Annotated in this window: 18 protein-coding genes and 2 pseudogenes; 12 read left to right on the top strand and 8 right to left on the bottom strand. The window is 52.6% G+C overall.

The genetic code is table 11. From position 1 onward, the window contains the following. Positions 1–10: 10 nt before the first annotated feature. A pseudogene (locus tag B5E62_RS13260) lies at positions 11–238 on the top strand (type II toxin-antitoxin system HicB family antitoxin); the annotation flags it as partial. 141 nt (positions 239–379) lie between these two features. Here B5E62_RS13260 and istB read toward each other — a convergent pair. Further along, positions 380–1,183 (bottom strand): IS21-like element helper ATPase IstB, encoded by an 804-nt coding sequence (istB, locus tag B5E62_RS13255; protein ID WP_206414321.1) that lies wholly within the window; start codon positions 1,181–1,183, stop codon positions 380–382. Continuing rightward, a complete protein-coding gene (locus B5E62_RS13250; protein ID WP_087175017.1) occupies positions 1,180–2,754 on the bottom strand; it encodes a Mu transposase domain-containing protein in 1,575 nt (524 codons plus the stop codon). Before B5E62_RS13250 ends, istB begins: the two co-directional genes overlap by 4 nt. A 231-nt stretch (positions 2,755–2,985) precedes the next feature. Between B5E62_RS13250 and B5E62_RS13245 the strand changes: the two are divergent. From B5E62_RS13245 to B5E62_RS13235, 3 genes and pseudogenes are all read left to right on the top strand, one after another. Further along, a pseudogene (locus tag B5E62_RS13245) lies at positions 2,986–3,126 on the top strand (toxin-antitoxin system HicB family antitoxin); the annotation flags it as partial. A 327-nt stretch (positions 3,127–3,453) separates the two neighbouring features. After that, on the top strand, positions 3,454–3,702 hold the full coding sequence (locus B5E62_RS13240) for a type II toxin-antitoxin system prevent-host-death family antitoxin (protein ID WP_087175016.1): 249 nt from the start codon (positions 3,454–3,456) through the stop codon (positions 3,700–3,702). A gap of 1 nt (position 3,703) precedes the next feature. Further along, the gene (locus B5E62_RS13235) at positions 3,704–4,003 is read left to right on the top strand and encodes a type II toxin-antitoxin system RelE/ParE family toxin (protein ID WP_087175015.1); all 300 of its coding nucleotides are present in this window, start codon (positions 3,704–3,706) and stop codon (positions 4,001–4,003) included. Positions 4,004–4,204: 201 nt separating this feature from the next. Here B5E62_RS13235 and B5E62_RS13230 read toward each other — a convergent pair whose 3' ends face one another. After that, positions 4,205–4,648 carry a zinc ribbon domain-containing protein gene (locus B5E62_RS13230; RefSeq protein WP_087175014.1) on the bottom strand — a complete coding sequence of 148 codons (444 nt, stop codon included), beginning with the start codon at positions 4,646–4,648 and terminating at the stop codon, positions 4,205–4,207. Between the two features lie 282 nt (positions 4,649–4,930). On the opposite strand from B5E62_RS13230, the gene B5E62_RS13225 reads away from it, so the two are divergent. From B5E62_RS13225 to bsh, 3 genes are all read left to right on the top strand, one after another. After that, a complete protein-coding gene (locus tag B5E62_RS13225) occupies positions 4,931–5,488 on the top strand; it encodes a TetR/AcrR family transcriptional regulator (RefSeq protein WP_162610316.1) in 558 nt (185 codons plus the stop codon). A gap of 150 nt (positions 5,489–5,638) precedes the next feature. Further along, the gene (locus tag B5E62_RS13220) at positions 5,639–8,863 is read left to right on the top strand and encodes a YhgE/Pip domain-containing protein (RefSeq protein WP_162610315.1); all 3,225 of its coding nucleotides are present in this window, start codon (positions 5,639–5,641) and stop codon (positions 8,861–8,863) included. 103 nt (positions 8,864–8,966) lie between these two features. After that, positions 8,967–9,938: a choloylglycine hydrolase gene (bsh, locus tag B5E62_RS13215; RefSeq protein WP_087175011.1), complete on the top strand. Its 972-nt coding sequence runs from the start codon at positions 8,967–8,969 to the stop codon at positions 9,936–9,938. On the opposite strand, the gene B5E62_RS16965 is transcribed toward bsh, so the two are convergent. Beyond that, entirely contained in the window at positions 9,899–10,657 is a 759-nt protein-coding gene (locus B5E62_RS16965; protein WP_162610314.1) for a GGDEF domain-containing protein, read from the bottom strand. The two genes, bsh and B5E62_RS16965, sit on opposite strands and share 40 nt — an antisense overlap. Here B5E62_RS16965 and B5E62_RS16960 point away from each other — a divergent pair. From B5E62_RS16960 to B5E62_RS13195, 4 genes are all read left to right on the top strand, one after another. After that, positions 10,656–10,811: a hypothetical protein gene (locus tag B5E62_RS16960; protein WP_162610313.1), complete on the top strand. Its 156-nt coding sequence runs from the start codon at positions 10,656–10,658 to the stop codon at positions 10,809–10,811. The genes B5E62_RS16965 and B5E62_RS16960 overlap by 2 nt on opposite strands. A 504-nt stretch (positions 10,812–11,315) precedes the next feature. Continuing rightward, on the top strand, positions 11,316–11,852 hold the full coding sequence (locus tag B5E62_RS13205) for a GNAT family N-acetyltransferase (RefSeq protein WP_087175041.1): 537 nt from the start codon (positions 11,316–11,318) through the stop codon (positions 11,850–11,852). Positions 11,853–11,981: 129 nt separating this feature from the next. Further along, the gene (locus B5E62_RS13200) at positions 11,982–13,043 is read left to right on the top strand and encodes a helix-turn-helix domain-containing protein (RefSeq protein ID WP_087175009.1); all 1,062 of its coding nucleotides are present in this window, start codon (positions 11,982–11,984) and stop codon (positions 13,041–13,043) included. Positions 13,044–13,109: 66 nt separating this feature from the next. Next, a complete protein-coding gene (locus B5E62_RS13195) occupies positions 13,110–14,732 on the top strand; it encodes a phosphotransferase (protein WP_087175008.1) in 1,623 nt (540 codons plus the stop codon). A 74-nt stretch (positions 14,733–14,806) separates the two neighbouring features. Here the strand turns inward: B5E62_RS13195 and B5E62_RS13190 are convergent, their stop codons facing one another. The 4 genes from B5E62_RS13190 to B5E62_RS13175 form a co-directional block, all read right to left on the bottom strand. Beyond that, the gene (locus B5E62_RS13190) at positions 14,807–15,001 is read right to left on the bottom strand and encodes a hypothetical protein (protein WP_087175007.1); all 195 of its coding nucleotides are present in this window, start codon (positions 14,999–15,001) and stop codon (positions 14,807–14,809) included. 212 nt (positions 15,002–15,213) lie between these two features. Beyond that, positions 15,214–16,395: an iron-containing alcohol dehydrogenase gene (locus B5E62_RS13185; RefSeq protein ID WP_087175006.1), complete on the bottom strand. Its 1,182-nt coding sequence runs from the start codon at positions 16,393–16,395 to the stop codon at positions 15,214–15,216. A gap of 21 nt (positions 16,396–16,416) precedes the next feature. Further along, a complete protein-coding gene (locus tag B5E62_RS13180) occupies positions 16,417–17,637 on the bottom strand; it encodes an MFS transporter (RefSeq protein ID WP_162610312.1) in 1,221 nt (406 codons plus the stop codon). A gap of 40 nt (positions 17,638–17,677) precedes the next feature. After that, the gene (locus B5E62_RS13175; protein WP_087175004.1) at positions 17,678–19,618 is read right to left on the bottom strand and encodes an oxidoreductase; all 1,941 of its coding nucleotides are present in this window, start codon (positions 19,616–19,618) and stop codon (positions 17,678–17,680) included. Positions 19,619–19,884: 266 nt separating this feature from the next. On the opposite strand from B5E62_RS13175, the gene B5E62_RS13170 reads away from it, so the two are divergent. Continuing rightward, positions 19,885–20,457 carry a TetR family transcriptional regulator gene (locus B5E62_RS13170; RefSeq protein WP_087175003.1) on the top strand — a complete coding sequence of 191 codons (573 nt, stop codon included), beginning with the start codon at positions 19,885–19,887 and terminating at the stop codon, positions 20,455–20,457. Positions 20,458–20,464: the final 7 nt, after the last annotated feature.

Here is a 20,464-nt window from a genome sequence, read left to right as displayed (position 1 = left end):
GCGAGAAATGATGAAGACGCTGAATGATTATATGAAGATGTCTTATCGAATGGAAATCGTAGAAGATAAAGATGAAGGCGGATATGTGGTTTCTTATCCTGATCTGCCGGGCTGTATTACCTGTGGGAAAACGATTGAAGATGCGGTTGTAAATGCGGTAGACGCCAAGAAGGCATGGATTGAAGCTGCACTGGAAGAAGGAATTGAGATACACGAACCGGATAATTTAGAAGATTATTTGCAAATGTCAAGCACTTTTTTACATTGTTAGGTAAGATGTTTTTTACATCGTATGGTAAGGAGTTTGTTACATACCTTGGTAAGCAGATTTTTACATCGTAAGGTAAGTACTTTTTTACTTTACCCGGTAAGCAGATTTTTACATCCCAGTTTCTCCCTGCAGGTACAGGTCAGGGTGCTTCAGCCGGTAGGATTCCCCGCGGAAAGAGTAACACTTGGCATGGTGCAGGATCCGGTCCAGCATTGCAGTGGTAAGTACTGGATCCCCCATCATCTCAGCCCAGTCAACGATCTCTTTGTTGGTGGTAAAGATGATGGAACTGGTTTCATAGGTGTCACTGATAAATGTGAAAAAGCGGTTTGCCTGTCCGCGGCTTATCGGTGTATAGCCGATCTCATCAATGATGACAAGCTGTGCTTTCTTGATATTTTTGAGTCGGAATCCGGCTGCGCGCTCTGTCTCTGCGGTATCAAGGATCTTGATCAGGCTGGTCATCTTCTCAAAACATACAGTATAGCCGCTGTTGACAGCCTGTAGGCCGAGGCCACAGGCAACCATGGTCTTACCGAGGCCCGGAGGCCCCGCAAAGACAAGGTTGCCGCAGTTGTCCAGCCAGGACAGTTCTTTCAAAACGGAGAGCTGTGCCTGGGTGATCCCTGACTCCAGCTCTTCCGGGTCGAACTCTTCCAGCGGCCGGATATTTGGCGGGAAATGCGCCGCGGAATAGTTGCGCTTCCGACGCCGTTCGTTCCGCCCTTTCACTTCGGTCTCAAGAACAGCCAGGAGGAATTCCCTGCAGGAGGAGTCCTGAAGATCTGCGGTTTCCAGAAGATCCGGAAGCATACGCGCCGCATGTTTTAAGGCAAACGTTTCAAGCAGGGCCGTAAGCCGCTGTACAGGGATATGGCCGGTATCCATACTTTTTAAGATTTCACGGTTCATCGAGCAGCAGCCCCCTTCCTCTCTGTGCGTTCCTGAAAAGCTTTTGCATAAACGGAAAGATCCGTATAGCTGACACTGCCGGATGGAACCTGTGCGCGGCAGTCGTCTGTAGCCAGTTCCCGGCCGGCTTTTGCAAGGCTGTAAATGACCTTAAACTGTGAGAATTGATACCGGTATTTCTGGCAGCATTCCTTCATCACCTGCGCTACCAGGGATTTATCCGGATTCTCAGAATCAAGGAACTGTTCAATTGCCCGAAGCTGTTTGGAGATATGCCGCGGATTTTCCTTTTTCACACCATTGATGAAGTGCTGGAAGTCATAGCAGTTCCATTTCCCGCGGAGACGTTCCATGATCTCTATCCAGTCTCCGGAGTCCTGTTTCCGGTGTTCCGGGAGCTGATTGACACTTCCTTTCCTCTCGCTGAGATTATGGGAACAGATATAGTTCAGCTGGTCATCATAAATGTGGATCTTGCCACTGACAACTTTGAACCGTACTGTTTTGAACGCATAATCACGGGGAACCGAATACCTGCATGATTTATACAGGACGTACGGCAATGCCGCGATTTCATAAGTACGGAACGTATTCGGAGATGTTTCATACACGGATGGAAGAAGAGGCCGCATGGCTGACTTTTCAACGCTGTCGTAGACTGCTTTTGGGACCCGTAAGGTGGAACGGTGGATCCGCTGGTTTTTGCGTTCCAGCCATCCGGGAAGGGAACGCCACACATCATCAATACAGGTGACCTTCCGCGCGCTGAAGAAGTTTTTCTTCACGAACCCAACAGAGTTTTCGATAGGTCCCTTGCTTTCAGGATCTGCTTTATTGCATACCCAGAGTCGGAGATCCTGTTCTGTACAGAAATCTTCAAAGGTTCTGGTCTTAATGACTTCACCATAGATTTCACTGGAGACAAACACGGCGTCCTGGTCGATGACCAGTTCTTTAGGACGACCTCCAAGCCTACAGAAACTATGATAGATCGCCTTACAGGCTTCTTCCGAGTTATACTTGTGATCCTGTGCATAAACGCATAAAAAACGACTGTAACGTAGCAAAAGGCAGATGAAATGGATGTGCGTTGTTTTTGAGAGAGTCTCCTCACCGAAGTCGATCAGCATCTGTTCTCCGGGCGGGGTGTCAAAAACATAATCATAGATACGACGATGCTCCGGTTCCCTGTTGATCTGTCCGGAATCCTCAAGATAGTGGATATAGTTGCGGAGCGTCTGCTGGTTCCCGGGAAGTTTTTCATAGTCTCCGTTTTCGATGAATTTTTCTTCCAGGACATCGTAAACAGATGACATACAGAAACTTCTTCCGCTGTTCGTCTCAAGAATACTGATAATCGTGCTGCGGAAAGGCTCTGCGTCAAAGGTTTTTGGTTTTGCGAGCTTAGCACCGGGATCATCCGGGAGCACATCCATGTCATAATACTTGCTGATCGTGGGACGGCTGGGAGGCTTGCGCCCCTGCGCTTCATAGTATCTGATAATGTCAGCTTTTGTGTAACCTTGCAGTTTTAAATCCTGTATTTCCTGCATTTTTGTTTTTGTCAGCATAAAGGTCTCCTCTCTTGTGTACTGCTTACAGTATACAAAATCGGATGAACCGCTGACTCCTCCTGTGATAAAACTCGCCGCAGGGGATGTAAAAAAGTGATTACCGGACAGTGTAAAGAACTTCTTACCATCTCATGTAAAAAAGTCGTTACCGCATGATGTAAAAAAGATCTTACCACGTCATGTAAAAAACTCCTTACCCTGTGGCTGTAAAATCACCTTACCACGCACAATTATTCCGGACAATTTAAACTAAGAATTCCCCGGAGTCTGCACCGGTCTCTGGCAGAGCATTCTAAAAGAGAAGGGATCAGTATGAATCAGTACTGTGTGTACCTCCTTTCTAAGAATGACGCAGTTTATTCAAAATAGAGAAGACTACTGCAGTGGAACATATAAGATGAGTGGCAACATTTTGGCAACAGAAAATCAGTAAACCAAAATAATTGATGTAATTGAAGTAAATACCGGCGTGAATTCATACACAACCTAAACAAATACAGTTAATTATCCCAGAGAGCACGCCGGGTTCGAGTAACTCAGGGATTTGGCTAATCTACGCCAAACTGCTATAACAGAAATATCCATAATGAAAATTCCTTCCAGAAAGCTGTAAAAATCTACGTTGAATTTTACAGCTTTTTGCGTATAATATAAGTAGCAGAAATAATATGAGATCAAGGAAGGGGCTGAAAGAATATGCCAAATATTTTACCAGTATCTGATTTGAGAAATTATAATGAAGTCCTGAAGAACTGTCGCAAAGGGGAACCAGTGTATTTGACCAAGAATGGCAGAGGGCGTTTTGTGGTTATGGATATTGAAGATTATGAGCGTGATCGTGCAGAGAAAAAACTTCTGATAAAACTGCAAGAAGCTGAAGAAGCAGTGAAAGATGGCGAAGGTTGGCTGAATCTGGATGAATTGAAAGCACTTGTGGGGGAATAAGATGTTAAAATTGCGGATCAATCCGATCGTTGCAAAGGATCTAAAGAATATTCGAGATTACATTGCAGAAGATAATGCTGAATATGCTGCAAAGACCATAAAGGAAATTTGCGGCAAATTTGAAAATCTCCAGATGTTCCCGGGAATGGGTTCAGATCTTTCTAAGAGGGTCAGCTTTCGGACAGACTATAAATATGCGATATGGGAAGATTACGTGATCATCTACAAGGTAAGCAATGAGTATTTAGAGATTTATCGGGTGGTCAACCGATATCAAGATATTACAAGGATTTTTGAGTGATAACACAAATATGATAACGGATTGATAACACTAACTGTGATAGACCATAGATATGTGACAGTTGGAAACAAATAAAATCAAATAGTGCAAAATCTCCTATAAAAACTGTATAGAACTAAATTTGATTTTGCGAAATTAATTATACGTTATCATGTCCATTTCTTGTATTAAAATGCGGTTCCCGGAAATATTGTAAAGTCTTCATTTTTTCCAATGCTTCAGCTGCGAAAGATACAGATCAAACTGAGTGCGTCTTTCCTCGTTTTGTGAATTATCAGGATTGGGCATATGTTCAACAAGATAATCCAGTAATGCTTCCTTTGACGGGTACGCAAATTGACCACCTGAATAGCACCATTTGCAGTACTCCTCGTTCAATTCTCCGTTGGACTCCTTGCTGATGATGGAATCCTCAAGCGGCATTCCACAGCATTGACAGAATAATTTCCTCGGGGAACCTAAGAGAGTATTGATCGAAACCTCAAACACATTTGATAACAATTTTAAGGTTTCTGTATTTGGGACAGTTTCCCCGTTTTCCCAGCGGGAAACAGCTTGTCTGGTAACAAATACTTTCTGGGCCAGTTCATCCTGGGATAGTCCGTGTTTTGTCCTTAATTCATAAATAACGGTTTTGGTATCCACATTTATTGCCTCCTTGCAAACAGTGTATCACTCTACATACCACTGATAAAGCAACTGACTGTTGCTGCCATTTGCAAAGCAGTTTCAGTTTAATGGCAGGAAAAGGCTCTGTCAACCATAACAGAAGGAAATTATCTGCACAGTGCCTTCCCGGATATGTGCCTTCCTGTTTGCTGTGGATGTGCGGATGATAATGTGGTAGAATCGAAGGGCAGATATAGAGCGCTGCAAATGGAAGAGCTTTTTTAGAAGGCGATGCATTGTCCTGGGAGGAGGAGGCCTATGTCAAAATTTACACGTGACGCAATCAAACAATCCTTTTTAAAGCTTCTGAACGAGCGGCCGCTGTCGCAGATCAAGGTCAGGGATATCGTCTCTGACTGCGGTGTCAACCGCAATACCTTCTACTATTATTTTCACGACATCCCCTCCCTGGTTGAGGAGATGGTGATGGAGCAGGCTGAGGCCATTATCAGGCAGTACCCGTCTGCGGATACGGTCAGGGATTTCTTTGAGACTGCCATCAGCTACATACTGGAGCGGAAGACGCTGTTTCTACATATTTATCATTCCTCAAACAGGGAGATATTTGAGACATATCTCTGGCAGATGTGTGAGCAGATTGTTGCCCTTTATATTGAGGCTGTGCTGGATGGCCGGCAGATCAAAGAGACGGACCGCCTGATGATAGTGCAGTATTTGAAGGCTGTGAGCTTTGGCGTGATATCTGAGTGGCTGCAGGCCGGGCTGGGAGAGGATATCCGCCTCTTCTTTGACAGGATCTATGACCTGAAAAAGGGGACAGTGGAAGAAATGCTCCGGCGCTTTGAGACTGTATAAAAAAGAGATGCATGGATGTATGGGGATGAATGTATGGGCAAAACCCGCCCTGTGACTGATTTTCAGACACAGGGCGGGTTTTGTCTGTATAAAAGGGAGGAGTGCCGTGGTATATTTCTTATCAGCAAAATGACAGAAAGAGGGAAGCATATGATAAAAAGAGAACTACGCAGCCTGACACACAACAAGATACTGCTCTTGGTGGTGGCGGCGATCACGGTAATCCCCTTTATTTATGCGGGCTTATTTTTGAAATCCATGTGGGACCCGTACGGCAGCCTGGAGCAGCTTCCGGTCGCGGTGGTAAACGAGGACCAGCCTGTGGAATACGAGGGGCAGACATTAAGTATAGGAAATGATATGGTGGAGGCTCTGAAGGACAGCAGGGACCTTGACTTCCATTTTACGGATGAAAAGAGTGCCAGGGATGGGCTGGCAAATGGCACATGGTACATGGTGATCACCATTCCGGAGGACTTTTCGGGAAATGCAGCCACGCTCCTGGATGAGGAGCCGCAGAAGATGGAGCTTCGGTATGAGACGAATCCCGGGACAAATTATATCGCCTCAAAAATGAGTGAGACAGCGCTTGCCAGGATCAGAGATGAGGTTGCATCCCAGGTCACGGAGACCTACACAGAGGTCTTGTTTGACCGGATCGCACAGGCCGGAGAAGGGATGCAGGAGGCTTCAGACGGAGCCGGGGTACTTGCGGGCGGGGTGGCCGCTGCCTCTGACGGAAGCGGAGAGCTTACGGAAAATATGAAGAGGCTGGAGGACAGTACGCTCACCTTTGCGGACGGAGCAGACACGCTGGATAAAGGACTGAAGGAATACACGGAGGGTGTAGGGCGGGTCAACGACGGAGCAGCACAGCTCAAGCTGGGGGCGGACGCGGCACAAGAAGAGCTCCCGCGGCTCACAGCGGGCACACATTCTCTGGATGAAGGAGTGAAGGTGTACGCCGGCGGGGTGGAGCTGCTGCATTCACGGTCAGGGCAGCTTCTGTCCGCCTCAGAGGAGCTGGGAGAAGGAGCTTCCGGCCTTGCGGAGGGGCTGGAAGCCCTGGCTGGAGGTGCGGACCAGTATGTCAGTGCTGTCAACACCTTTGTGGGACAGGCCGCTGCCTATGCACAGGGGGCAGGAGAGCTGGAGGAGAGCTCGAGACAGCTGGCGTCTCTGGAAGATCTGGGGGAGGTGTCAGAGGGAATATCAGAGGTAAACCGTGCGGTCTCGGGCGGCGACACCTCGCTTGCGGCAGGGGCAGAGCGGCTTGGATCCGGGCTTGAAGAGGTGCACAGACAGATGCGGGCGCTTTCGGACAGTACATCAGACAGGCAGATCCGGGAGGTGGCAGACGCACTTGGTTCTGCCGGGACAGAGCTGGAGGAGGCACAGTCTGATGTGGACAGGCTGGCGGGAGATATGAGGGAAGCTGCAGAGGGCATCAGCCAGGCGTCAGACACAGTCAGAAGCGCAGGCGGCAGCATTTCTGATGCGGAGGAGCAGACCGAGAGTGCCAGAACAACCGTCTCAGAGGCGGCTGGAAATGCCGGGGCGCTGGTGGAGAGCTGTGTGGATGACGCAAATGAAAGGATCAGTGCAGCAGGCCGGCAGGCGCAAGGCACCAGAGAGGCTATGACAGAGGCGGCCCGGGAGCTGGAGGGAATATACAGCCAGCTCCTGGCGGAGGGCTCTGTACCGGGAGAGACGCTGGAGGGCCTGAACACAGTGATCCAGTCCCTGTATGCTTCCGCGGGAAGCCAGCAGGGGCCGGAAGGCCTGGACAAAGAGGCATATATGGAGAGCGCGCGTCAGATTTCAGAGCGCGCGTCAGGATCGCTGGACAGCTGGGACCGAGCTATGGCTGCAACCGCAGAGCAGATGGAGCAGACGGCGGGCAGCCTGGCGGAGGTGCAGGAGCTTCTGGCCGGGAGTGCGGATGCGCTGGACAAGGAGAGCAGCGTGCTGGATGAGAGAGCCGGAAGGCTGGGGACTGCGCAGGAAAAGATCCTGCCTGTACAGACGGATGAGCTTAGCAGGCTGGCAGATGAGGTTGGAGGACTCTGCGGCGAGGCGGAGCAGATGTCCGAAGAGGTGGGGGAGACAGCGCGGACCCTGGGACAGCTTGAGAAGGCGTCAGAATATTTTCCGGAGGCGGCAAAAGGAGTCGGCGGCCTCCGCACCGGGCTCGAGGCCCTTGCGGCAGAGAATACTGCGCTGGCAGGCGGTGCGGACAGCTTGAAGGCAGCAGGAGGAGAAATGCTCAGTGCAGTCAGTGCGGTCCGGTCCGGCGGCCGGGCGGTGGCTGGCGGCATGGCAGAGCTGGACCGTGGGATCAGGACCTATGCGGACGGGGTGTCCAGTCTGGCGGCAGGCAGCACCGTCCTGACAGAAGGGACAGGACAGCTTGCAGATGGAGTGGACGCCATGACCGTGGGGATGGACAGGTTTGCGTCAGGCACAGCCAGCCTGTTTGACGGGACAGCGCAGCTGACAGAAAACAGCGGGACGCTGACAAAGGGGGCGGACAGCCTCTCCGGCGGTGCAAGGCAGATCCACAGTGGAGCGGCCAGGCTGTATGAGGGCGCGGAGGCGCTGGACCTGGGGATGAAGGAGCTGCAGTCCGGATCGGAAGAGCTGGCAGCGGGGCTGCAGGACGGGGCCGGACAGGCCGGCAGAGTCAAGGCCGGAGATCAGACAGTGGGCATGTTTGCCTCTCCACTGGATGCGAAGGAGACGGAGCTGACTGTTGTAGAAAATAACGGGCATGCCATGGCGCCGTACATGATGTCTGTGGGACTGTGGGTAGGATGTCTGGCATTCTGCCTCATGTATCCTCTTACAAAATATACGGGCAGGCTGAAGGGTGGTTTTTCCTGGTGGGCCAGCAAGGCTGTCGTGCTCTACCCTGTGGCAGCCCTGCAGGGGCTCCTGCTCATCCTCCTTCTGCATGCGGTGGATGGATTTGCTCCGGCAGAGATGACAAAGACTGTGCTCTTTGCCTGCCTGACAGCGGCAGCCTTTACCTCGATCATGTACTATTTTAACATTACACTTGGAAAAGTGGGGAGTTTCCTCATGCTGATATTTATGGTCGTGCAGCTCTCCGGGTCTGCCGGCACGTACCCGGTTGAACTCTCCCCGCCGTTTGTAGCCAGGATACATGACTGGCTGCCTTTCACCTACACGGTAGATGCATTCAGGAGTACGATATGCGGCGGGGAGAGCATCCTCTCCTCCGTTGTCCTGATGGCGGTCCTGACCGCTGCCTTTACCGGCCTTACGATCCTGCAGTTCCGGCGTATGGCCCGCCGCCGGAATAAAGGGCAGAGGCTCCTGATAGACTGGCTGGAGGAAAAAGGGCTGGCGTAGGAGTGCGCGACCGACCGGGATACAGGGGGGGAAGACAGGCGGGATAGCCTCCTGGTATAAAGGACGGGCAGGATGAGGATACTGACAATAGGAGGAGATGACTATGTGTACCTGTATCACGTACGAAAATGGAGATTTTTATTTTGGGAGAAATCTGGACCTGGAGTATTCCTTTGGGGAGCGGGTGGTCATCACACCGAGAAAGTATCCCCTCACATTCAAAAGGATGGAGTCCATGGGCCGCCATTACGGCATGATCGGCATGGCGGCGGTGATGGAGGAGTATCCCATGTACGCTGAGGCGGTCAACGAGAAAGGGCTTTGCATGGCAGGGCTGAATTTCCCGGGAAATGCCTTTTATCCTGTGGCGGGGAAAAAGAAATACCAGGTCACACCCTACGAGGTGATTCCCTGGCTGCTGGGGCAGTGCTCCTGCGTGAGTGAGGCAGTGGGATATCTGAAGGAGACGGATTTAGTGGGCGTTCCCTTTGCGCCGGAGGTCCCCCTGGCCCCGCTGCATTTCATGATTGCAGACAGGAAAGAGGCATGGGTGGCCGAGCCGGTGGAGGAGGGACTGAAGCTCTATGAAAATCCCTTTGGGGTGCTTACAAATAATCCACCATTTCCCTTTCACCTTATGAACCTGCGGCAGTATCTGAATCTGACAGCCCGAGCTCCGGAGAACCGGTTTGGCGAGGGCCTGGACATGGAGCCCTTTGGGCAGGGCATGGGAGCTATCGGACTTCCGGGAGACGCGTCGCCGGCATCCAGGTTTGTGCGGGCCGCCTTCCTCAGATGGAATTCCAGGGCACCAAGGGAGGAGAGGGCAAATGTGTCCCAGCTTTTCCACATCCTTGACAGCGTGTCCATGGTGCGGGGTATGGTACTGACAGAGGAGGGGCGGGAAGATGTCACCACCTACTCCTGCTGTGTCAACGCCTGTACCGGAGTTTACTATTTCAAGACCTATGACAACCACAGGATCCAGGCAGTGGATATGAGAAGAGAGGACCTGGATGGAAGGGAGCTGATATCCTATGAGCTGCCCCTGGGGGAGGATATTCGGACTTTGTAGCGTTGGGCTGAGTCTGTATCCAGCATGCAGTGGCGGTTTTTGCCTGTTTCTTTTGCTGTATAAAGAGCTCTGTCAGCCAAGCGGAACAGTTCATCATAGGATTCTACAGAGCCATCAGAAATCCCGCATCCGATGCTGCAGGTGATATGGGTGTCTAGTCCCGGCAGTTTGATCTCAGAAATCTGCCGATGGATAGAGCGGCATTTTTCCTCAAGGGTGTCGCGCGTGAGTGGTCCTATGAGAAGGATCACGAACTCGTCTCCTCCGAAGCGGCCAACGATGTCAGTGGAGCGGAAGAGCTCGGGAAGCCTGTTTCCGATGAGGCTCAGAAGCTGGTCGCCAGCATAGTGCCCCAGATTATCATTGACTACTTTAAAATTATCAATGTCAAAGATCAGAAGTGTACAGGGGCGGGGGCAGCCGGAAATATCTCTTTGCAGGTAGGCCTTTGCAGAATCCTCAAAAGCCTTTTTGTTCAGGATGTCGGAGAGTGCATCGCGCCGGCTCAGCTGCTGGTATTTCAGTCTCAGGTCAAAATCCCCCGCGCGAAGGTGCAGGATCGTGTGTGCAATGACAAAGGAAAAGGAAATGCCTACGATAGAGGTGAAAATATCATACTGTGCGATAAATGATGTCTTGTAGGAAAGTGTGAGTGCGATATAGAGCGCCTCGAAACAGAAAATAAGCAGATAGCTCAGGTGCAGAGGAAGGATGAACATGGCAGGCAGAGCGAGACAGAGGGGAGCAAAAAAGGACCCGGGAGCCTCTCTTGAGGTATATACATCGATTAATATGATAAAGAAGGCTACGACCACTTCAAAAAGAATGCAAAGGAAAGTTACAAAGCGGAAGCTGCCCCGGTTTAGCTTTTGATATAAAAAGGAGATGAGAAATAAACTCAGCGAGGCAGGGAGGAACCAGAAGTGCTGAGGAGTCATCTCCCATTCCGGAATGATCAGCGGTGTCAGCAGGAAAAATAAGAGCAGAAAGGCTACTGTGGACAGGCTGGAGAGCTGAAGAAGCCGAAGATTCTGCTGCGCAATTTCCAGAGAGGCAGTCCGAAAATACTGCTTCTTTTTTCTGTTATCAATTTTAACGTATTGCTTCAGAGAGATCATGGCTACCTCCATTCTAAATTTTTTAATATTATACACCAATCCGGAATCAAATGCCATAATCAGTCATTGCATCTTTTGTAAAAAGGAGTAAAATAAAAAATGACAAAAGTACTGTAAGCTGCCTTGAGCGGCAGCTTGAGGAAGGAAAGAGAATAAAATAAAAGAGGGCAGGTGACACTGCCCGTTTTCTCTTTGGAACAAAAAGGCAGAGGAAGAGCAGAGTATGACTGGGAAAACAGCTGAAGAAACGACTGGGAAAATGATTGAAAAAGCGACTGAAAAGGGAAGCGGCCGCACGGAAGAGCGGTTCGAGATCCGCCTGATCCGGCGGTCGGAGGTCAGGGAGGCAGCGGAGGCGGAGCGGCTGTGCTTCCCGCCTAATGAGGCGGGGACCAAGGAGGTTGTAAAGGCCAGGGCCACCCTGGCGGGGGAGCAGTTCCTGGTGGCTGTGGACAGGGAGACGGGAAGGCTGGCGGGCTATCTGAACGGCCTTGTGACAGATGAGTCCACCCTGCGGGATGGATTTTTTAAGCAGACAGACCTCCATGACCCAAGGGGAGCCAATGTCATGGTGCTCAGCCTGGGAGTTTTGCCGCAGTACCGCCGTCAGGGGCTGGCCTCTGAGCTGATGGCCTGCTATGTCAGGCAGGAGCGGGAGCGTGGCCGCAGGATGCTTGTCCTGACCTGTCTGGAGGAAAAGGTGGGCATGTACCTGAAGATGGGATTTGAGGACGGGGGTATGTCCCAGTCCTGCTGGGGCGGCGAGAGCTGGCATGAGATGACATATATCCTGTGACAAAACATAACTTGCAGTTAAAAAAACTTCCTGAAAATTAAGAACCGTTCAATATACATCCTGATATCCGTCTGCTACAATAACAGTAGTGAAGGCCTTCGCAATAAAAACGAGGAGGAACAGACTGTTATGCATGTTATGCAGATGAACGATGTGATACGAAGAAAGCGCAGGGAGCTTGGTCTCACCCAGGAGCAGGTGGCGGAGTATCTGGGCGTGTCGGCGCCCGCTGTGAACAAGTGGGAGAACGGCGCCACCTACCCGGACATTTCCCTTGTTCCCGCCCTGGCCCGGCTTCTGAAGTCAGACCCCAATACGCTGATGTGCTTTCGGGAGAGCCTGACCCGGGAGGAGATGGCAAAAGAGATGAATGAGGTGGCCCGGATTTCCCAGGAGGAGGGGGTAGAGGCAGCCGTCGACCGGGTCAGGGACCTGGCGGAGGAATATCCCTCCTGCGGGGAGCTCCTGTACCAGCTGGCTACCATGTTGCGGGGACTTGTGATCCTTAGGACGGCGGGAGACGAGCAGCGGCAGGAGTGCCAGGAATATGCGGTCCGGCTGTATGAGAGGGCGGTAAAATGCGATGACCCTGTGTTCGCGGACCGCGCCAGATATGCGCTGGCCTCCCTCTGTATCCAGGAGGAGGACTATGAGAAGGCGGGGGAATACCTGCAGCGCCTTCCCGAGTACAACTCGCTGGACAAGAGGCAGCTGCAGATTTCCATGTATATGAAGCAGGAGAAAAATGAGGAGGCCGCCAAGCTGATCGAGCAGAAGCTGAACGGCTCCATCATAGAGGTCTATCTGCTTCTCGACAATCTGGCCACTGTGGCCGCGCGGGAGGGTGACCGGGAGCGGGCCCGGGAGATCGCCGGCTACGGGCGGAAGGTGATGGAGGCCTGGCAGTGGGATTACAGCGGCCTGACTCTGGAATTTACGGTGGCCGTGGAGGAGAGGGACGGGGACCGCTGCGTGGAGCTGCTGCGGGAGATGCTGGACTCCCTGTCCAAACCACGGGATATGGAAAAATCTTTCCTTTTTGCCCACATTGCCACGAAGGAGCTGGACCCGAATCTTGGAGGGCAGATAAAGGATGCCCTCATGACGGCCATTGAGAAGAATGAGCAGTCAGCATTACTGCCAAGGGAAGCTGTCACATTTGTTCCCTTTTGTCACGGAAATGTGTTATAATACTGTCTATCTGACAACGAAAGAAAGGGGACAGGAGAAACGGTGTGTTCTCCTGCGGAAAAGAGCATGAAAGATTTACTGATACTTGGGGCCGGCGGATTTGGCCATATGATCCAGGAGACCGCAAAGCTTCTGGGATACGAGAAGGCAGTGTTTCTTGACGACGCGGTGAGAGACCCGGATGTAGTGGGAAAGTGCTGTGACTATGAGAGCTTTCTTGGGCAGTACGACACGGCCGTGGCAGCCCTGGGGGACAACAATATGCGCCTCCACTGGACGGAGAAGCTGATGGAGGCAGGGTACGATGTGCCGGCCATCATCCATCCGTCGGCGGTGGTAAGCCCCAGCGCATCTGTCGGCAAAGGGAGCTTTATTATGCAGAGGGCTATTGTCAACACCCACACCGTGGTGGAGCACGGAGTCCTCATCAACAGCGGCGCTGTGGTGGACCACGACTCCTACGTGGAGAGGGGCGCCCACATCGGCCTGGGGAGCGTGGTGAAGGCGAACTGCCGCATTGCGTCAAAGGTGAAGGTGGAGGCCGGAGAAGTGATCTTCTCCACCAGAAGGAAGATTGACGGCGTGGAGGACAGGAATCTGGAGGATGCCATCTACGCCTTTGGCTTTGGGAACCGGTGCAGCTATGTGAAGCCCTTTGGAGCCGGCCATATCAATGAGACCTACGCCGTGTATATGCCGGGGCGGGAGGGGGACGAGCTGTCCTACGTCCTGCAGAGGGTAAACAGCAATGTGTTCAAGGATCCGGCCGGGGTCATGGACAACATCTTCGGCGTGACAGAGTATCTGAGAAACGTGATCCGCAGGGAGGGCGGAGACCCGGACAGGGAGACTCTCTCCTATATCAAGACAAAGAGCGGATGCAACTACTTTGAGGACAGCGAGGGAGAGCCCTGGAGATGCTACAACTTCATCCCGGACTCTGTCTGCTACCAGCTTGTGGAGGAGCCGGAGCAGTTCTACCAGTCCGGCAGCAGCTTCGGCCATTTCCTGAAGCAGCTTTGCGACTATCCGGCTTCAAAATTAAATGAGACGATCCCGGATTTCCACAACACGGTAAAGCGGTTCGGCGCCTTCCAGGTCGCCCTGAAGAGGGACCTGAAAAACCGTGCCGCCTCCTGCCGGCCGGAGATTGATTTCGCGCTGGCCAGGGAGAAGGACTGCGGTGTGCTGGTGGAGCAGCAGGACGCGGGTATCCTGCCCCTGCGGGTGACCCACAATGACACAAAGCTGAACAACATCCTCTTTGATGAGAAGACGGGGAAGGGGCTGTGCATCATCGACCTGGACACGATCATGCCGGGGCTTGCGGCCAATGACTTTGGTGACTCCATCCGCTTTGGAGCCGCCACGGCAGAGGAGGACGAGCCCAACCTGGACCTCATGCATTTTGACATTTCCCTCTATGAGCTGTATGTGAAGGGGTATCTGGAGGAGACGAAGGACGTCCTGACTGAGGCGGAGATAAAGAGCCTTCCCTGGGGCGCCCGGCTCATGACGCTGGAGTGCGGCATCCGCTTCCTGACAGATTATCTCCAGGGGGATACCTACTTCAAGACGGATTATCCGGAGCACAATCTGGTGCGGGCCAGGACGCAGTTCCGCCTGGTGGACGAGATGGAGCAGCAGTTCGACCGCATGCAGGAGCTCGTGGAAAAGTATACAAGATAGTAGAAAGAAAAAGGAGCAGCGCTCTCCGGGAACCTGTGAGGACAAGGTTCTTAAGGGGCTCTGCTCCTTTTGTGTTATGTGGAATAAATCCCGTCTACAGTGATCTTCTTAAAAAAGCGGGAGAGACCGAGGGTCACGGTGTCAGCCGTGCGCAGCGGCTCCCGGTAGATCAGGACCTCGCCAAAATCGTGGGCGAAGCTCTGGAAACCATTTGCTTTCAGGGCGGCCGCTTCATCCGGATCAGCAAACCTTGCTGATATGTTCAGCATCGGGCCGCCTCATGTGGAGCACACATGGGGGCTGAGCAGGATGTGGCGGTGTCCCTTCTCCTTCATGTGGTCGGTCAGACGTTTATCCAGCTTCACTTTCATGATATCTCCATCCCTTCTGTAAATGTTGTAACTGTATTGTACAGAAAAGGCAAAAGGATTTCTGTGACAAAGTTACACTTCCTTACATTTCCAGAAGGAAAGCGGAGGTATTACAGACACATCTTGAAAATGTGCTCTACATCATCTGTTGTCAGGTCTGTTATGCTGTGGAGGATGCCGCCGTGGTTCCCGGTAGCTTTCACCGCCATATCGTGGAGACGGTCCTCTGTGACGCCGAAGGCGGAAAGCCTGCTCTCAAGCCCCAGCTCCTCATACAGCCAGTGGCTCAGGGCATCGATGGTCTTTTGCGCACCCTCCGTATCCCCAAGTCCGGAAGGGATGCCAAAGCATTTCTGACCGAAATGGTAAAAGACAGGAGCCGTCTCTTCGCTTAAGACATACTGCATCCATCTGGGGAAGAGGATGGCGATGCCGTGGCCGTGGGGGATTTCATAGAAGGCGGCAATGCCGTACTCTGTCATGTGGAGCGCCATGTCCTGGATACCGCCCATATCCATGATGCCGCCGGTGATCATGGCCGACAGCCAGGACAGGTTCTGGCGGGCCTCCGTGTTGTTCGGGTCTTTCACGGCAATGGCTCCATATTTTACTGTGTTGGCAGCCATCACCTCCATCATTTCGCTCACAAATTCAATCTTGGGGTCCTTCAGGAAATAGCGGATTTCCACGATGTGGGAGAAAATATCCGCCGCTCCGACTGCTGTCTGGTAGGGGCTCACCGTGTAGGTGATGGAGGGGTCGATGAAGGCAGCGGTGGGCTGGTAGCCGGCGTGCCAGGGATCCAGCTTCTCGTTTGTGTCCGCATTGGAGATGACAGCCCAGGCGTCGTTCTCTGAGCCGGCAGATGCCATGGTGGGGACTGCGATGAGGGGGAGAGCCCGGGGCTCGTCCACTTTTTTGGTCACCAGATCCCAGCAGTCTCCCTCGTAAAAGGCTGCCTGGGCGACCACCTTGGAAGCGTCGATGACAGAGCCGCCTCCCACGGCGATCACCACCTGACACCCGGCATCCCTGCATATTTTTGCAGCCCGGTTGACCGAGGTGTACTGCGGATTGGGCTCGATACCGCTGCACTCTGCTGTCTCGATGCCTGCTCCGGAGAGGATGGACATGATCCTGTCATAGAGACCGTTTTTCTTGATGGAGCCGCCTCCGTAGACGAGGAGAGCCTTGTCCCCGTGCTTTTTGACCTCCTCTGCAAGGTGGGAGAGCTGCTGGTCTCCGAAATAGATTTTTGTAGGGTTGCAGTAGACAAAGTTATTGATCTTCATAGTGAAATCCTCCTGTTTGTTTTATCTGGCGTCTTTTGTGGACGCTGTCTTTTTGTTGTGGTCCAGCTCTGCTATGGACCAGATGACTGCAAATATAATGACAATGACAAGTCCGATCTGACAGGGGAGCCTTGGGTCTGCATTTCCCGTCAGGTCAGCAACTCCTGTGATGTAAAAGCTGGTGAGAAAGCAGCCTAAATTCATGCCGCTGACAAAGAGGGCGGAGGCCATGCTCTGTTTTGACGGCGGGACATAGCCGGCAAAGCTGTTGATCGTCCCAGGCCAGACGATCTGCACGGCAATCCCGCACACGACCACACCGATGACGATCATGGGCAGATTGTGGCCGAAGCTGAAAATGGCTGTTCCCGCGGCCCAGAGCACAAGCCCGACGGGGATCGTGAAGCGCCCTGCGGCTTTGTATACGCCTGCGAAGATTACTCCGGCGATGGCGTTACCGATGGTAAACAGGGAGGAGATGATCCCTGTCACGGCAGCTGTGCCGAGCCCCTCCTGGTCCACAATGGCGGACATGTTCAAAAGTATTGGGTAGAAGGCGAAAAACACGATCATAAACATGGCAGAGGCGAAGGCTGCCATAAGGGGAAGCTTTTCGCCGGGGCTGTTCTGTGAGCTGTCCGCTGCACTGCCTTGTATACTCTGTTCGGTTTCATTTTTTTCCGGTTCCTTCAAAAAGATGAGGACCAGGATCAGCGGTATGATCAGGATGCCGTGGACGAGCCAGACATAGGATGCGCTGATGTCGCAGACGGCTCCGGATACAAGCATATAGATGATAGAGCCGGCGGACATGGCCACGGTGGCTTTTCCCAGGACGCCGGGGCGCTCGCTGTCATCAAAAAGCTTCAGGGCAAGAGTGCTCTGCAGCGGAAATCCCAGACCGATGCAGAAACCTACGATGATGCGCAGTATAAGGACTGCGGTAAAATTTGTGATAAAATACGGCAGGACGCCGGCGATGATGGTCCCACCGAGAGAGACTACGGCCATCTGTTTAAATCCTACCTGCTTCCCGAGGACAGCGCCGGCTGCCAGGGATCCCGGGATCATGAAAAGGGATGAGATAGTGGACAGCAGAAGCACAGTGCCGTAGGCTATGTCCGGGTAAAGTTCCGTGGCAATGGAATTCATGGCAGGGCTCATGATGAAAATGACATTTGCGGCAAAATACACTGCCAGAACGCTGATAAAGTTTCTTCTTTTTTGGTTGGTATTGTTCATAATAAAAATTCCTCCTCCGCTCAGACTGACAGGCGGGCTGTCAGATGCGCATGGCCACATCTACTGCTTCGTGAGTGGCTGCGTACACTTTTCCGGCCTTTTTTGCATCCCCGATGACGTATACCTCGTCGGCCAGTTCCTGGAACTCCTGGCCGAAGGGATTGTAGTTTCTTGTGCCCAGAGCCAGGACAACGCTGTCAAAGCCATTCAGCGTGCGAACGGTCCCGCTTTCCTCTTCCAGATTGCTGTATGTGACGCCGTCGGTCAGGAATTCCTGAATAGCTGCATTTGTCAGAAGGGTCACATCGTGGTCCTTCAGCTCTCTGAGAAGCATGGGCTTTGCGTAGGGATCCAGGTCTGCTGCAATCTCCGGTTTCATCTCGATGACCGTTACCTCCCGGCCCTGCTCTGCCAGAAAATCAGCTGTCTCCGCTCCGATCAGGCCTCCTCCTGCCACCAGGACTCTGTGCCCGGTGACGGCCTTGCCGAGAAGGACATCGCAGGGGTTCAGCACGCCGGCGCTGTCCAGTCCCTTGATGGGCGGGGTCAGGTTTGTGCTCCCGGTCGCAATGACCAATACATCGGGATGGATTTCTTTTATCTTTTCAGTGGTCAGCTCGTTGCCGGTCATGATGTTGACTCCATATTTCCTGCACTGCCGGATATTGTAGCCGATCATCTTGGCTATAGGGCTCTTGGAGGGTGGATAGGCGGCCGGCAGAAAAGCGCCTCCAAGGTAATCCTCACGCTCGGCCAGGTCTACCCTGTGGCCTCTGGCTGCCAGGATCCAGGCAGCCATCAGGCCTCCCGGTCCGCCACCTGCGACAAGGACGTGCCTGGCATGCTCGGTCTTATTGGAGATGTAGGACTCTTCCGTGCTGTTGAAGGGATTGACTACGCAGCTTATGGGCTCGTCGGAAAAAAGATGCATGATGCAGCCCTGCCCGCAGCTGATGCAGGGAATGACAGAGTCGTAGTCCCCGGCTTCTACCTTCTCCGGGAAATGGGGGTCAGCTATGGACTGGCGCCCAAAGGCCACCATGTCGGCGCTTCCGTCTCTAATGGCAGCCTCCGCGATCTCCGGATCCGTATACCTTCCAACCGTGATGACCGGGATGCGCACGGAGCTCTTGACCCTGGCTGCGGCCTCTGTCTCATAGCCGGGAGCCAGATAGGTGGAGCCGATACAGTAAGCCAGGCTTCCGTAAGTGGAGATGCTGACATGGATGGCTGCCGCGCCTTCCTCCTCGCACATCTGACAGACAGCTTTTGTCTCCTCTACTTCCCGTCCGCCTGTGATCATCTCAGAGCCGCTGATCCTGACAATGACAGGGAAATCGTCTCCCGCTTTTTTTCGGATATCCCGCAGCACAAGGCGGAGAAAGCGCATCCGGTTGTGGAGGGAGCCTCCGAATTCATCCGTCCTTTTGTTGGCGTGCCCGGACAGGAACTGAGCGATGAGATAGCCGTGGGAGGCGTGGAGCTCCACTGCGTCAAAGCCGGCCTTTTTGCCTCTCGCCGCAGCGTCTCCGAAGGCCTGCACCATCTCGTATACCTCTTCTGTTGTCATCTCCCGGGGCATGGACTGGCAGGAGGGACAGGGAACCTTCGAGGGAGCCAGGACAGGAACGCCGCCGGTGTATTTTTCTTCTGTCTCCCGTCCGCAGTGCCGCAGCTGGACCGCGATCTTTGCCCCTTCTCTGTGAACGGAGCCGGTCAGCCTTTCGTAGCTGGGGATCAGCGAGTCATCCCAGAGTCCGCATTCATTGACCAGGGATCTTCCGTCGTAGCGGACCGCACAGCATTCCAGTATCAAAAGCCCGAAGCCGCCCCTGGCCCTCTCGGTGTAGTAGGAGATCAGTTCATCGCCCGCCTCGCCGCTGTGAAGGGCCAGGTTGGTTCCCATGGCAGGCATGACAAACCGGTTCTTTATTTCCATAGGACCGATTTTTACAGGTGTAAATAATTTCCTCTCTTGCATTTAAATTTCCTCCTTCGGATTTGTTTGTTAAAATTATGGCAAATAAGGAGGGGTTTTACAATTGATAAACAGGGAGCTGTCATCTGTATACAGATACACGGCACTGTTTTATCTGTGGACAGGCAGACGGGGAGTAGATGTCTATATGTAGACAATTTACCTGAAAATGTCAAAAAATAACTGCTTTTTTCGGGGAAATATGCGGTGCGATGTGATAGAATAGTCACAAAAGAAAAAGGAAGCAGAGAACCGGGAAGTGATGTAATATGGCGATCGATATTCACAATATGCTGGCGGAGGCCATGCTGGAGCTGTGCACGGAAAAGCCCCTTGCCTCCATTACAGTCAAGGATCTGCTGAAAAAGACAGGTGTCAGCAGGCAGACCTTCTACAATCGATTTAAAGACAAAAACGACCTGATCCAGTGGATCTATGAACACAAGGTGCTGGGGAATTTCCTGAACAATGACCCCGATTTTACATACTATGAGAACACGCTGAGTTTTTACAGAAACATAGATGCCTACCGGAATTTCCTCAAACAGGCATGCGCCATCCGGGAGCAGAACTGTCTGATGGACTTTATGCTGTGGTTTGTAGTGGACTATGACATTCGGTGGCATACATACCACAATGGCGGGAAGCCCCTGTCGAGGGAGCAGCTTTTTGCTACAAAGTACCATTCTATCGCCTCCATACAGACGGCTGTTGAGTGGATCATGAGCAGCGACCCGGAGCCTCCGGAGGTCATGGCCAGGCGCATTACCCTTATCCGGAAGATCAGTCTCAGCGACACGCTGTTCGGAAAGGACTGTAAGATTTACGATATAGAAGAGTAGAACGATA

Origin of the sequence: Lachnoclostridium sp. An118 (genome assembly GCF_002160985.1) — a bacterium.
Taxonomy (GTDB): domain Bacteria; phylum Bacillota; class Clostridia; order Lachnospirales; family Lachnospiraceae; genus Claveliimonas; species Claveliimonas stercoravium.
The sequence above is the reverse complement of the archived record's forward strand: the minus strand, read 5'-3'. Positions and strand labels throughout refer to the sequence as shown.

Bases quoted from the DNA above. Each gene is read 5' to 3' on its own strand.
- istB (WP_206414321.1), bottom strand. From the start codon at position 1,183: ATGAACCGTGAAATCTTAAAAAGTATGGATACCGGCCATATCCCTGTA.
- B5E62_RS13250 (WP_087175017.1), bottom strand. From the start codon at position 2,754: ATGCTGACAAAAACAAAAATGCAGGAAATACAGGATTTAAAACTGCAA.
- B5E62_RS13240 (WP_087175016.1), top strand. From the start codon at position 3,454: ATGCCAAATATTTTACCAGTATCTGATTTGAGAAATTATAATGAAGTC.
- B5E62_RS13235 (WP_087175015.1), top strand. From the start codon at position 3,704: ATGTTAAAATTGCGGATCAATCCGATCGTTGCAAAGGATCTAAAGAAT.
- B5E62_RS13225 (WP_162610316.1), top strand. From the start codon at position 4,931: ATGTCAAAATTTACACGTGACGCAATCAAACAATCCTTTTTAAAGCTT.
- B5E62_RS13220 (WP_162610315.1), top strand. From the start codon at position 5,639: ATGATAAAAAGAGAACTACGCAGCCTGACACACAACAAGATACTGCTC.
- bsh (WP_087175011.1), top strand. From the start codon at position 8,967: ATGTGTACCTGTATCACGTACGAAAATGGAGATTTTTATTTTGGGAGA.
- B5E62_RS16960 (WP_162610313.1), top strand. From the start codon at position 10,656: ATGGCAGGCAGAGCGAGACAGAGGGGAGCAAAAAAGGACCCGGGAGCC.
- B5E62_RS16965 (WP_162610314.1), bottom strand. From the start codon at position 10,657: ATGTTCATCCTTCCTCTGCACCTGAGCTATCTGCTTATTTTCTGTTTC.
- B5E62_RS13205 (WP_087175041.1), top strand. From the start codon at position 11,316: ATGATTGAAAAAGCGACTGAAAAGGGAAGCGGCCGCACGGAAGAGCGG.
- B5E62_RS13200 (WP_087175009.1), top strand. From the start codon at position 11,982: ATGCATGTTATGCAGATGAACGATGTGATACGAAGAAAGCGCAGGGAG.
- B5E62_RS13195 (WP_087175008.1), top strand. From the start codon at position 13,110: ATGAAAGATTTACTGATACTTGGGGCCGGCGGATTTGGCCATATGATC.
- B5E62_RS13190 (WP_087175007.1), bottom strand. From the start codon at position 15,001: ATGCTGAACATATCAGCAAGGTTTGCTGATCCGGATGAAGCGGCCGCC.
- B5E62_RS13185 (WP_087175006.1), bottom strand. From the start codon at position 16,395: ATGAAGATCAATAACTTTGTCTACTGCAACCCTACAAAAATCTATTTC.
- B5E62_RS13180 (WP_162610312.1), bottom strand. From the start codon at position 17,637: ATGAACAATACCAACCAAAAAAGAAGAAACTTTATCAGCGTTCTGGCA.
- B5E62_RS13175 (WP_087175004.1), bottom strand. From the start codon at position 19,618: ATGCAAGAGAGGAAATTATTTACACCTGTAAAAATCGGTCCTATGGAA.
- B5E62_RS13170 (WP_087175003.1), top strand. From the start codon at position 19,885: ATGGCGATCGATATTCACAATATGCTGGCGGAGGCCATGCTGGAGCTG.